The 12986-nt window shown below is 37.0% G+C and carries 11 protein-coding genes; 6 read left to right on the top strand and 5 right to left on the bottom strand.

The window, feature by feature from the left end; translation table 11 throughout:
• Window positions 1–13: 13 nt before the first annotated feature.
• A complete protein-coding gene (locus tag P8I29_07050; GenBank protein MDG1917549.1) occupies window positions 14–928 on the bottom strand; it encodes a pyridoxal-dependent decarboxylase in 915 nt (304 codons plus the stop codon).
• A 165-nt stretch (window positions 929–1093) separates the two neighbouring features.
• Between P8I29_07050 and P8I29_07045 the strand changes: the two genes are divergently transcribed.
• Both P8I29_07045 and P8I29_07040 read left to right on the top strand, forming a co-directional pair.
• Window positions 1094–3097 (top strand): BatA domain-containing protein, encoded by a 2004-nt coding sequence (locus tag P8I29_07045; protein ID MDG1917548.1) that lies wholly within the window; start codon window positions 1094–1096, stop codon window positions 3095–3097.
• Window positions 3094–4356, top strand: coding sequence for a dihydroorotase (locus P8I29_07040; GenBank protein MDG1917547.1), 1263 nt, complete (start codon window positions 3094–3096; stop codon window positions 4354–4356). Before P8I29_07045 ends, P8I29_07040 begins: the two co-directional genes overlap by 4 nt.
• On the opposite strand, the gene P8I29_07035 is transcribed toward P8I29_07040, so the two are convergent.
• Window positions 4353–5117, bottom strand: a complete 765-nt coding sequence (locus tag P8I29_07035) for an MBL fold metallo-hydrolase (GenBank protein ID MDG1917546.1) — start codon at window positions 5115–5117, stop codon at window positions 4353–4355. The genes P8I29_07040 and P8I29_07035 overlap by 4 nt on opposite strands.
• Window positions 5118–5203: 86 nt before the next feature.
• Between P8I29_07035 and P8I29_07030 the strand changes: the two genes are divergently transcribed.
• The gene (locus P8I29_07030) at window positions 5204–6607 is read left to right on the top strand and encodes a TonB-dependent receptor (protein MDG1917545.1); all 1404 of its coding nucleotides are present in this window, start codon (window positions 5204–5206) and stop codon (window positions 6605–6607) included.
• A 74-nt stretch (window positions 6608–6681) separates the two neighbouring features.
• On the opposite strand, the gene P8I29_07025 is transcribed toward P8I29_07030, so the two are convergent.
• The 3 genes from P8I29_07025 to P8I29_07015 form a co-directional block, all read right to left on the bottom strand.
• Entirely contained in the window at window positions 6682–7143 is a 462-nt protein-coding gene (locus P8I29_07025) for a hypothetical protein (GenBank protein MDG1917544.1), read from the bottom strand.
• 166 nt (window positions 7144–7309) lie between these two features.
• Window positions 7310–7759: a hypothetical protein gene (locus P8I29_07020; GenBank protein ID MDG1917543.1), complete on the bottom strand. Its 450-nt coding sequence runs from the start codon at window positions 7757–7759 to the stop codon at window positions 7310–7312.
• A gap of 42 nt (window positions 7760–7801) precedes the next feature.
• The gene (locus tag P8I29_07015; protein MDG1917542.1) at window positions 7802–9781 is read right to left on the bottom strand and encodes a dehydrogenase E1 component subunit alpha/beta; all 1980 of its coding nucleotides are present in this window, start codon (window positions 9779–9781) and stop codon (window positions 7802–7804) included.
• 188 nt (window positions 9782–9969) lie between these two features.
• Here P8I29_07015 and P8I29_07010 point away from each other — a divergent pair, with 188 nt between their 5' ends.
• Genes P8I29_07010 through P8I29_07000 form a run of 3 tightly spaced genes read left to right on the top strand, consistent with a single transcriptional unit; the run spans window position 9970 to window position 12986 of the window.
• On the top strand, window positions 9970–11793 hold the full coding sequence (locus P8I29_07010) for a sulfatase-like hydrolase/transferase (protein ID MDG1917541.1): 1824 nt from the start codon (window positions 9970–9972) through the stop codon (window positions 11791–11793).
• Entirely contained in the window at window positions 11783–12655 is an 873-nt protein-coding gene (locus tag P8I29_07005) for a diacylglycerol kinase family lipid kinase (GenBank protein ID MDG1917540.1), read from the top strand. Before P8I29_07010 ends, P8I29_07005 begins: the two co-directional genes overlap by 11 nt.
• A complete protein-coding gene (locus P8I29_07000; protein MDG1917539.1) occupies window positions 12648–12986 on the top strand; it encodes a translation initiation factor in 339 nt (112 codons plus the stop codon). Before P8I29_07005 ends, P8I29_07000 begins: the two co-directional genes overlap by 8 nt.

Raw genomic sequence — 12986 nt, 5'->3', positions numbered from 1 at the left:
CAGATCGACTACCTCAGAGCGTAAAATCTTCGCCTTGAATATAGCTAGCCTCTTGTGTTCGGATATGATTGATTAAACCTTTACGAACAAGAAAAATACCCGTACCATAAGGGGCTTGAGCCATCTTGTGAGTATCTAAAGTAAAGGAGCTAATATGTGGGTTTTCAAAAGTCATTTGACTGTCCTTGTGTGTGAATGGATAATAAAACCCTCCTAAAGCCGCATCTATATGCAGCTTAAAGTTACAATTCAATCGCAAAAGCTCGTCTGTCAAATAAGTTACATTATCAACCGAACCAAAAATGGTTGTCATCATGTTAGCTATGACTATAAAATAGCTCTTTCCGTCCTTTTGAGCTTTAAGCATAGCTACATCTATATCTATCAATTCTCTATTATCACTATCCACATCTATTTTGTAAATATCCAATACTAAAAGGTTAGCCGCCTTATCCATTGAATAATGGCTATCTGAACTGCATAATATTGCTATTTCTTCTCTTTTTGCTCCCTTAACGTTTTGATAGTAGTTCCTATACGTCCAAATGGCTTGTAAATTAGCTTCTGTCCCTCCAGATGCTACATAACCATCGTATTTACCACTCTCACCCTTTAAAATATCAACAGCGCATATATCTAGTAATTCTTGTTCTATTTTCTGAGTTCCACTATAATAGCGTTCAGAATTACCTAATGTATGGCAACCAATATGATTGGGGTTTTGTATTAATGTAGACATAAAAGGCGCTTCTTTTAGGAATGAAGAATCTTGATTAAAAATCTTATCATCCAAAAAAGAGGCAGGAATACCTAAAATATATTCCTTATCGTAATTCACATTATTTTCTAGAGCATCAAACACTTTAGATTTGATGTTATTATCTGTTAATTTCTTCCAATGCTGGTACATAACTATTTTATTATTCAATTAATTCTATCCTAACTATTAAGGAAGCTACACTCAAAAAAACTCAACAAATATTGCGCCTATATAGTTCAGAAAAGCTGATATGAATCATGTATTCAAAAACTTCAACCCGCCCCCAATTAAAAATGATTAGCCTATTACTTTTTGTATTATCTTTGCTATTTAATGAAGTTCCTGTACCCTCAATTTTTGTACGCCCTCGCTCTTGTAGCAATTCCTATCATTATTCATTTATTTAATTTCAGAAAATTCAGAACGGTTTACTTTTCTAATGTTCAGTTTTTAAAGTCTGTAAAAGAAAAAACGAAATCCCAATCACAGCTCAAACACCTTTTGGTATTACTCTCTAGGATATTGGCAATTATAGCCCTTGTTTTGGCCTTTGCTCAACCCTACATTCCTGTTGATGAATCGAGCCAACAAGCCCAAAAACATGCCGTTAGTATTTATATTGATAACTCCTTCAGTATGGATGCTGAAAATGAAAACGGTCGACTACTTCTAACGGCAAAGCAACACGCTAAAAGTATTGTTGAGGCCTATTCTAATTCTGACGAATTTTACATTTTAAACAACGATTTTAAAGGAATTCAACAAAGAGCACTGAATAAAGAATTATTCTCTAAGGCCTTGAATGCCATCGAGAGTTCGGCACATACCCACAGTCTAAATCAAATTTACAAACGCCAAAAAAATACACTAGAAAAAAGTACTGCCGACAAAAAGGATATTTACATTATTTCAGACTTTCAAAAAAGCATTTCTGATATAAACATAGAATCTAAAGACTCGATTTATTCTGTTCGTTTTATTCCTGTTAATCCATACAAAAACGCCAACCTTTATATCGATAGCTGTTGGCTCAATACCCCTAACCCACAACTACAACAAAACATAACACTCTATGCTAGAGTTAAAAACAATAACTCCGACGAGAAAAGGGATTTGAATATACGCTTGGAAGTCAATGGCCAACAAAAAGCGATTGCGAGTAAAGAAATTGCAAATGAAAGTATTGTAGAACTCAATTTCAACGTCAATACGTTAGGTTGGCACAACGGAATAGTAAGCTTACAAGATTATCCTATTAGTTTTGATGATAACTTCTATTTCAGTTTTGAAGTGAAGCCACAACTTAATGTTCAACACATTTATGGCAAGACCTCTCAAGCCTCTATTGCTAAACTCTTTAAAGATGACGATTACTTCAATTTTTCTCAGCATAGTGTAAAACAGATTGATTACGCTCGTCTGAACCTATCTCAACTCATTATTTTAGACGGATTAGAGGAACTATCTTCTGGCTTACAGCAAAGTCTTAAAACAGCCGTAGAAAAAGGCTCTAGCGTACTTATATTCCCCCACTCTGACCTCAAGCAGGAAAGCTATGACGAGTTTAGCTATCTGATGAATATTGATACCTATGGAGAATTAATGGAAAGTAGTATCAATATTCAATCGTTAGATAACAAACACCCTCTATTTGACGGTGTATTTGAAAAAGTTGAAGACCGATTGAACTTCCCCGAATTGAAACAGTATTACCCCATAAGTCAACGAAGTCGTACCAATGGCATCCCTCTTCTTAAACTTGAAAACAAAAATGGTTTTCTCAACGAATATCTTTATGCTAAAGGCAAAGTCTATCTTTCTACGGTAGGCTTAGACGAAACTTTCGGTAATTTTAGCCGACACGCTTTATTTGTGCCAATACTATACAATATAGCCTCTCATTCTGGTGGAAAACAAGATTTATTCTATACCATAGGTCAAGAAAATATAGGCATTTCGACCACTGGCTTTGAGAGTCCGATGAGTCTATCGAATGACACCTATGAATTTATCCCTGAAATTAGCCCAAATGGACTATGGGTTAGCAATCAAATATCTGAAGCAAACCATTATAGACTCAAGGACAACAACAAAACAACATTGGCTTATTTGAGCTTTAACTACAACCGATTAGAAAGTAACCTTTCATTGTTAGATAGTGAAAAGCTAAGAAGTATTAGTGAAAAACAGGCCAATGTATTTTTCTTAGAAAATGAAATTGACAATCTAAGCCGTTATCTACAGCAGTTAAATACGGGAATTCCTCTGTGGCTAAGCTGTATCCTATTGGCTTTATTCTTTTTATTGGTAGAAACCCTTTTAATACGATTATTATGAGCATTTTATTTCAATCCGTTAAAGTAATAGATTCACAATCTAAGTTCAACAACAAGACTGTTGATGTATTGGTAAATAAAGGAATCATTGAATCCATTGGCAAATCTGTCACTCCGCCCAAAAAGTGTAAAATTATTCAAGGAAAAGGTCTGCACCTATGTCCGGGTTTATTTGATTTGCACGTTAATTTTAGAGATCCTGGACACGACTGGAAAGAAGATTTAATTACCGGTATTCAAGCCTCTGCCAAAGGCGGATTTACTAGCGTATTGTATATGCCTAGCAACAATCCTAGCACCAACACTAAGGTACAGGTTGACTATATCCGTAATGCTACACTTGGAAGTATCGTAGATGTGATACCTGCTGGAAATATTACAGTGGATAATCAAGGAGAAAATTTGACCGAACTATTCGAGATGAATCAATCGGGTGCAAAAGCCTTTACGGACGACAGAAACAGCGTACAAAAGGCTGACGTAATGAAACTGGCTCTTCTTTATACCAAAAACTTCAATGGGGTGGTTATGAATCAGCCTAACGATAAGACCATCAGTTCGGATGGTAAGATGAATGAAGGTGTAATAAGCACTAAGCTAGGTCTTAAAGGCATACCTGCTCTTGCTGAAGAAGTTATGTTATCTAGAGATATAGAATTAGCAGAGTACACCAAAGGTAAACTACACGCTAGTAGAATTTCTACTAAGAAAAGCGTGGATATGCTAAGAGCTGCCAAGAAAAAAGGGGTCAATATCACTGCCGATGTAGCGATACACAACCTGATTCTTAAAGATGAAGAATGTGCTACTTTCGATAGCAATTACAAGGTGTTTCCTCCTCTAAGAACATCGGCGGACATCGACGCTTTACTAAAAGGTTTGAAAGATGGCACTATTGACGCTATCTGTTCCGACCACTGCCCAGAGGATGTAGAACATAAAATACTCACCTTTGACAACGCCAATTTCGGTATCATAGGTGCTCAAACCGTATTGCCACTAGCTTGTGAGCTACAAAAAGAGTTGGGACTCAATACCATTATCGATGCGCTGACTCACAACCCTAGGAAATTGCTAGATATAGAAAGCCCTACTATTGAAGAAGGTTCAGAAGCTAATTTATGTTGTTTCAGTACTAGCGATGAATGGACTTTTGATGAAGCGGCAATTGTTTCCAAATCCAAAAACAGCCCCTTTATAAACAAAACCTTTAAAACTAAAGTTTGGGGAACGGTTAAAGGTAAAATGAGTACCCTTTAAAATTCAATACTCAGTCCGTCATATGCCAATTGAATATGGGGGTCGAGGGTAGCATTTACGATATCGTGTTTGCCCATTAGGTGGCTGATGTGCGTTAAATAAACCGACTTTGCACGAACTCTTTTTGACAGTTCAATAGCCTCGTCCAAGCTGAAATGAGAAATGTGTTTTTCTTTTCTTAATGCGCTGACTATAAGTATTTTACAGTTCATTATCTTTTCTAATTGTTTATCATCAATATAATTAACATCAGTGATATAAACCAAGTCCTTAATTCGAAAACCCAAGACCCTCATTTTATGATGCATCAGCTCAATGCTACGCAATGGGATATCGCCAATTTTAAATTCTGATTGGGCATCAATAGTATTCAAAACAACCTTAGGAATACCGGGGTATTGAAAAGAAGAAAAAACGTAATGAAATTCACGTTTTAAAGCCTCCTGCACCTTTTGGCTAGCATATATAGGCATATCGACCTTGAACTTAAAATTAAAAGCTCTCACATCGTCCATACCTGCCACATGGTCCTTATGTTCGTGAGTATAGACTACAGCATCTACCTTTTGAACGTTTTCTCTAAGCATTTGCTGACGAAAATCTGGACCTGTATCGATAACAACCGTTGTGTTGTCGCTTTCAATCATTACCGAGGTACGCAATCTTTTATCCTTAGGATTATCAGACAAACACACTTCGCAATCACATGCAATAACTGGCACACCCTGAGAAGTTCCTGTTCCTAAAAAAGTGATTTTCATTCGTTTTTAAAATTTTGCCTAAAAATAAGATTATTATAGTTGTTATTTAACATTCTGTTTTTACATTTGCTGTAAAGTATCTAAGTATGAAAAAAGCAGTTGTCTTATCCCCGACCCAGAAGGCTCTCCAAATCAACCTTGATAGTGCCATCTACGGGACTTTTGCAGAAATTGGAGCTGGACAAGAAGTCGTTAGGCATTTCTTCAGAGCAGGTGGTGCCTCTGGTACCATTGCCAAAACCATGTCGGCATACGATAAAGACTTTAGCGATGCCATCTATGGCAAAGAGATAGATGGTCGATATGTTTCTCGCTCTCGACTTAAAAAGATACTTAACCAAGAATATGGACTTATAGAGAGCCGACTTCAAAGAAGCGAACACCCCGATAAAAAATACTTCACCTTTGCCAATACCTTAGCGACCATTAATTATTCTAAAACGGTAAAAGGTCACGGCTGGATGGGTTGTCGCTTTCAGACCGATCCAAATAAAGGATATAACGAGGTGATTTTCCACGTTAGACTGAACGACAACGATGCCAAGCTACAACAAGAAACTATTGGTATCATGGGTACTAATCTTATTTACGGCTGTTTCAATCACTACAACGAACCTAAGAAACTCATACAATCCATTTACGACAACCTCACTAGAGATAATGTGGAAATGGACATGATACATATGGAAGGTCCAGACTTTGAAGATGTAGATAACCGCTTACTTAGTCTTACGCTAGTAAAAGAAAACATGACCGATGCCGTTATCTTTGGCCCCGATGGCAAAAACCAACAACCTTCTGATGTTCTTTACAAGAAAAACATCCTTACTATACGAGGTAGTTTCAGACCAGTTACTAAGGTCAATATGGACATGATGGAAAACGGTTATAAGGCTTTCATTGAAGAAAATAAAGTAAAGAAAGACAATGTACAACTCCTCTTTGAAATCACATTGAGCAATCTGAAAATGGAAGGCGATATTGATGAAAAGGATTTCTTAGATAGAGCCGACATACTGTGTTCTTTAGGACATACCGTACTCATCTCCAATTACAGAAAGTATTATAAGCTGATAGAATATTTTTCCAATTACACCAAAGCACGTATGGGCTTAATTATTGGTGTAAACAACCTATTAGAAATTTTTGATGACAAATATTACCGCAATCTCAATGGTGGAATACTAGAAGCTTTTGGCATCCTCTTTACTAGAGATTTAAAAATATACCTCTACCCTTACCAAGCAGGTGCTGAGGATACCCTGTTGAATAGTAAGAATATTCCTATTCACAGACGATTGAGACCCTTGTACGACTATTTACTCACCAACGGAAGAATTAAAGACCTTGACTTTAAGAAAAACGTTCTGCAGATTTTCTCTAGAGATATCTTGTACAAAATAAAGAAGAAACAAGACGGTTGGCAAGACGGTGTGCCCGATGGTGTGAGTGATATCATCGTAGAAAAGAAATTATTCGGTATGAAATAATTCTAAAAGCGACTTCGGTCGCTTTTTTAATAGCACCAGCAGGATGCTCGCACTAGCGGGGGAAAGTAATTAGACTAAAAATACACTCCTAAGCTGTAAATAAATACGACGTTTGGTTCTTGTGTATTCTTATAGGCTTCATCAAATTGTGGGCCTTTACCTACAATACCTCCAACTCCAAACTGACCACTAAAATATTTACTGATTTTAAACACATAAGAAGGTCCTAAAATACTTTGAACATAACTACCTCCTATCCCTTGATGCAAATAATTGAAAGCCAATGAGGAAGAACTTACAGACGGCTTAAAATGATAGTGTAAAGAAGCACCATAGGCTAGGAATCCTGCACCAACAGTAATACCAATATTTTCAGATATCAATGTCTCAAAATCGTAGCCAACAATGGAACCTCCAGCCTGCAAGATACCTACTGTAATTTTATTAGTTGATTCTGGAATAGTATCCAATTCTTGAGCTTTAACAGTCGATAAATGCAAAAAAATGACGGAAATGAGAAATAATAATTTTTTCATAATTTAAAAATTTGATGAATTACTGCTTTAAGATTTTCGAGTTATTAAAGGCACTCCTGCCTGTTTTTCATAGTTGTTTTTATAACATGAGTAAATCTACAAAAATTGGACACAAAAAAAAAGACCACCTTTGAGGTGGTCTTTTGTCTGTATTTTGAAAAATATATTAGTAATTTACAGAAGCTGAGAATTGTAGCATTACTCTAGCTTTTTCACCATTCTGATAAGCTGGCATTACAAAGTTAAGTCCTTCTACGGTTTCTGTAATCATAGTATTCAGTTTAATTTCTAAAGCTAGTTTGTCTTGCTCGTTATCAGCATTTACAAACACGCCTCTTAGCAATTGAACACCAGAAACACTACCGTCTTTTTCTACTACTAGCGAAACAACGCATTTGGTAATTTTTCCTGTAGTTTCTTCTAATACCACTGCATTTTTAATGTGGTCAGACAATTGCTTCATAGTGCATGGGTATGGTGCATCGGCATAACGCTCGTCTTCACATTGTTGAAAAACAGGCATCACTTCAGCACGTCTTAAAATATCGTCTGAACTAGATTGTGCTAGAGAAATAAACGATAATAAAGTGAAACTAAATACTATTAATCCTTTCATATTTTTTTGTGTTTAAATGAATTGACAATTTACAAATTATTCTCAATAACTCAACAAGTGATTTAGTTTTTGCTCAAAGCTTTTCTTGGCTAAGAAGTTATCTTCCAAGTTTTTGGCAAATGGTACGGCTGTATTTAAACTGGCAGATCGCATAACGGGTGCGTCCAAATATTCAAAACATTCCTCGCTAATCAGTGCCGATATATCGGCACCAAAACCACCAACTTCACAATCTTCATGCAAGACAATAACCCTAGCGGTCTTCTTAACAGAAGAAAAAATACTTTCTTTATCCAAAGGCACTAGGGTGCGCAAGTCTATTAAATCGGCAGAAATATGTGGGTTTTTTTCCAAAACTTCCAAAGCCCAATGTACGCCAGCGCCATAAGAAATGATAGTCACGTCTTGCCCTTCTTTTATTCTGTTAGCCTTGCCTATTTCTAGAGTGTAATAGCTATCATTAACATCTTGGTATATACTTCTATAAAGGGCCTTGTGCTCAAAAAACATAACCGGATTGGGGTCTTCAATAGCTGCCGCCAACAAGCCTTTGGCATCGGCAGGGAAAGCAGGGTAAACAACCTTTAGGCCGGGCGTATGAGTAAACCAAGCTTCGTTGGATTGAGAATGAAAAGGACCAGCCCCTACTCCTGCTCCAGTAGGCATACGAACCACCACATCGGCCTGTTGTCCCCAACGGTAGTGTACCTTAGCCAAGTAGTTCACAATAGGGTTAAACCCTGAACTTACAAAATCGGCAAACTGCATTTCCATAATAGCTTTATATCCGTTTATGGCTAAACCCATAGAGGCACTAACAATAGCGGATTCGCAAATCGGTGTATTGCGCACTCTTTCTTTACCAAATTCTTCAACAAAGCCATCGGTAATTTTAAAGACACCGCCATATTCTGCTATATCTTGCCCCATCACCACGCTGTTAGGGTATTTTTGCATGGATTGTTTCAGTCCGTCCGAAATAGCATCTACCATTCTAATATTGGTGATCTTATCAGCAGATGGAGTCTGTTCAACAAAATCGAAGGCTTGATACATATCCTCTAACTCTTGTTGTGGGCTAGAAGTAATTTCTTCTTCAGCATAAGCCGTATCCAATGCACTATTAATTTCTTCTTTTATAGTGGTTTTAAGCTCTGCTATAAACTCATCGTTTATAAGTTTTTCAGATAACAAAAACTGCTCGTAATTCTCGACCGGATCTTTGACTGACCATTCATCAAATTTCTCCTGCGGTACGTATTTTGTGCCAGAGGCTTCTTCGTGCCCCCTCATTCTGAAAGTCATGCACTCCAACAATATAGGCTTGGGGTTTTTCTTAATTTCTTCTCTTAGCTGAGAGATGGTTTTAAACACTTCTAAAATGTTATTGCCATCAATGGTATAGGATTCCATACCAAAGCCTTTGCCCTTATGGGCAATTTGCTCACACCTGAATTGTTCACTTATAGGGGTAGATAAACCATAACCGTTGTTTTCTACAATAAAAATAACGGGCAAATCCCATACAGCAGCCACATTTAAAGCCTCGTGAAAATCGCCTTCCGAAGTGCCGCCTTCGCCTGTAAATACAGCTGTTACTTGTTTGTTATCCTTGAGTTTGTTGGCAAGGGCAATACCATCGGCAACGCCCAACTGTGGACCTAAATGCGATATCATTCCTACTACCTTATACTCTTGTGTGCCAAAATGAAAAGAACGGTCCCTGCCCTTAGTAAAGCCGTTCATCTTGCCTTGAAACTGTGAGAATAAGCGATTCAGAGGAACACCCTTAGTTGTGAAAACGCCTAAGTTTCGGTGCATCGGCAAAATGTATTCTTCGCTATCCATAGCCGAAGATACGCCCACCGAAATAGCCTCTTGACCAATACCAGAAAACCACTTCGATATCTTGCCTTGACGTAAAAGAATAAGCATCTTTTCTTCTATCATTCTCGGTTTAAGAATGGATTTGTACAACTCTAGAAGTTGCTCGTCACTTATACCTTTTCGATTGAATACCATAAACTTATCACTTCATTAAGTGAGTAAAAATAGAATAATTCGTTACTTTGTGCAATAAATTTCAAGTAATGAACTGGGAAAATATCATCATAGCGACATTAGTGACCTTAGCCATCATTTATCTGATTAAAACACTTCGCAAACCCAAATCCAACTGTGGTAACGATAGCTGTAATTGTGAATAATTTATGAGCATTCCTCATTTACTCACTTTTCTAAAAAGGGTCTTATCCTTATGCCTAATCTATACAACAAGTAGGTTAGCATTTTACCTCTATAATTTTAAAGGTACAGAAAGCACAAATACCTTATTGGCCTTTCTAGAAGGTTTACGTTTTGACATCTCTGCCATTCTATATATCAACCTACCGCTTTTGGTTTTGTTATGTGTTCACTTCTTTGTCCCCCAGCTCAAATTATTCAACCGATTCATAAACGGCTTATTTTATCTAGTCAATATCCCTTTTATATTACTCAACAATATCGATATCGTCTTTTATGTTTTTAACCTCAAAAGAAGTACTATCGACTTTTTTGACTTTATAACAACTAGCGATGTTAAAAACGTATATCTCAATTACCTTATAGACTATTGGCAAATAAGCTTGTTGTCGTGCCTACAAATTGTCTTTTTGCTATCCTTAAAAAATCTACCACTGCAATTTAAACGTCAAAAAAGTGCTTTTATCATACTTATACTGACTTCAGCTAGTGTGGTGATAGGACTAAGAGGCGGTACCCAATTGAAACCTATAAAACCCATTAATGCCGGTGTAATATCTTCTTGCAATACCCCCGAATTGGTGCTGAATACTCCCTTTACCATCTTGCATTCCTACAATCAAAATAGCCTAGAAGCACTGCGTTATTTCGAAGAAGGTAATCAATCGATTCATAGCAACAGGCATCTATTTAATTCTGATGGTTTAAGCCATGAGAATGTGGTTGTAATCATTTTGGAAAGTTTCTCCAAAGAGTTCGTTGGATACTATAACGATGACAAAGGCTATACCCCTTTTTTAGATAGCCTAATGCAATCAGGCTTGGCCGTACACAACGCCTATGCCAATGGTGTGCGCTCCATCGAGGCTTTACCCGCTATCACTGCCTCTATCCCCTCACTAATGACCGAGCCATTTATTACTTCTTCTTATGCTAATAATTCCTACCCTAGCTTGGCAAATATCTTAGCCGATGAAGGTTACAGCACCTCTTTTTTCCATGGTGGCGAGAAAGGAACAATGGGCTTTTACGAGTTTAGTAAAAAAGCCGGTTTTGCTGAATATTACGGCAAAGAAGAATACAACAACAACGCTGACTACGATAATAATTGGGGCATTTATGATGAGCCTTTTTTGACCTATTTCGCTCAACAACTGAACAAAGAGAAAAAACCTTTTTTGAGCGTCTTCTTTTCACTGACCTCTCACCCACCATACCAATTGCCAAATAAGTATGAAAATCATTTTCCTAAAGGAGATTTGGACATTCATGAGAGTATTGGCTATTCGGATAATGCACTGAGAATATTTTTCAAAACAGCTCAACAGATGGACTGGTTTGACAACACCTTATTCGTAATCACGGCAGATCATACCTCACCACTATCTAGCAATAAATTGTACAAAAATAAGGTGGGAAGATATGCCGTTCCGATGCTGTTCTGGAGAAGTGATCATTCTATTCAAGGGAAAATAGAAAATACAAGCCAACACATCGACATATTTCCCACAGTAATGGACATCTTAGGATATGAAAAAGAATTTTTTAGTTTTGGTAAATCAATTTTAAAACAAGAGGATTGGGCAATTTCATTTCTTAAAAATGAATACCTAATGCTAACAAATGAGGCCTACCTCGTAAACAAAGATGAAGTATACACCACCTACAAGGATGAGAAGTTTAAAGAAACGATTCCTAACAATCAAGAACTTGTGAATAAATTAAAAGCTATAAAACAAAGCTTCAATAACGCTATGATTACTAACCAAATGAGAGTGAATGAAAATTAGATTTATCATCAACCCCATCTCTGGAAAAGCTAACCAACAGCGTTTAGAAAAAAAGATTGAAAAGAACCTCGATTTAAATAAGTTCGACTTCGATTATTTCTATACTGAACACCCTAAACACGCTACCGAATTGGCGCAAAAGGCTGCCTCAGAAAAAATAGATGTTGTAGTGGCTGTTGGTGGCGATGGCACCATGCACGAATGTGCCAATGGACTGTTAGGAAGTCAAACGGCTTTAGCCGTACTGCCTTGCGGCTCAGGTAATGGCTTTGCTTTTCACTTTGGTATGCACAGAGATATTGACAAAGCTATACAGCAATTGAACATTTCCGATTTCAAAATAATAGATAGCTGTACCGCTAATGGCTTGCCCTTCTTTAATGTTTCGGGTGTTGGCTTCGATGCCCATATCGCCAACCTATTCGCCACAACAAAAGTTAGAGGCTTTTCTTCTTATGTGAAATTAGTACTTGGTGAGTGTGCTAACTACCCTGCTCAAGATTACACTATTGAATATGATGATAAAAAACAAATTCATAATGCGGTTATCATCTCATGGGCAAATGCTACACAATTTGGTAATGGCGCACAAATATCTCCTGAAAGCGTAACCGATGACGGACTCATAGATATTTGCATATTGAAAGATTTCAAACGCTATCTGGTTCCCGTATTACTTTATCAATTGTTTACAGGAAAAATACATCACTCCAAATACATGACTATTATTCGCACCAAAAAAGCAAAAATATCTTGTCAAAATGGATTAAGCCACCTCGATGGAGAAGGTGTAGACCTAGGCAAAGAAATAATCATAGATACCCACCCCAAAACATTAAAAGTATTCATTCCCTATGGCTAAAAAGAAAAAAAATAAAATCGGCGTAATGTATTCTACCAATTCTAATTTTGAGTACGAATACGAAAGTGAAGAAGAAACGTTAGATATTCAAGACCAATCTTTAGAGGTTTGGATAGATAAAAAAAATAGAGGTGGTAAAGTGGCTACAATAGTCAAAGGCTTTGTAGGTACTGAATCGGATTTAAAGGACTTGGGAAAAGTTTTAAAATCGGCTTGTGGCGTAGGTGGTAGTGCTAAAAATGGAGAAATCATTATTCAAGGTAATGTCCGTGATAAAGTAATGGAACTCTTGCAAAAGAAAGGCTACCATTGTAAGCGTGTTGGGAGCTAA

The sequence above is a fragment of the Flavobacteriales bacterium genome (genome assembly GCA_029248105.1).
Taxonomy (GTDB): Bacteria; Bacteroidota; Bacteroidia; order Flavobacteriales; family UBA7312; genus UBA8444.
Note: the sequence above shows the minus strand (reverse complement) of the source record. Positions and strands in the feature narration are given on the sequence as shown.

Coding starts and splice junctions, on each gene's coding strand:
- P8I29_07045 (MDG1917548.1), top strand. CDS start 1,094: ATGAAGTTCCTGTACCCTCAATTTTTGTACGCCCTCGCTCTTGTAGCA.
- P8I29_07040 (MDG1917547.1), top strand. CDS start 3,094: ATGAGCATTTTATTTCAATCCGTTAAAGTAATAGATTCACAATCTAAG.
- P8I29_07035 (MDG1917546.1), bottom strand. CDS start 5,117: ATGAAAATCACTTTTTTAGGAACAGGAACTTCTCAGGGTGTGCCAGTT.
- P8I29_07030 (MDG1917545.1), top strand. CDS start 5,204: ATGAAAAAAGCAGTTGTCTTATCCCCGACCCAGAAGGCTCTCCAAATC.
- P8I29_07025 (MDG1917544.1), bottom strand. CDS start 7,143: ATGAAAAAATTATTATTTCTCATTTCCGTCATTTTTTTGCATTTATCG.
- P8I29_07020 (MDG1917543.1), bottom strand. CDS start 7,759: ATGAAAGGATTAATAGTATTTAGTTTCACTTTATTATCGTTTATTTCT.
- P8I29_07015 (MDG1917542.1), bottom strand. CDS start 9,781: ATGGTATTCAATCGAAAAGGTATAAGTGACGAGCAACTTCTAGAGTTG.
- P8I29_07010 (MDG1917541.1), top strand. CDS start 9,970: ATGAGCATTCCTCATTTACTCACTTTTCTAAAAAGGGTCTTATCCTTA.
- P8I29_07005 (MDG1917540.1), top strand. CDS start 11,783: ATGAAAATTAGATTTATCATCAACCCCATCTCTGGAAAAGCTAACCAA.
- P8I29_07000 (MDG1917539.1), top strand. CDS start 12,648: ATGGCTAAAAAGAAAAAAAATAAAATCGGCGTAATGTATTCTACCAAT.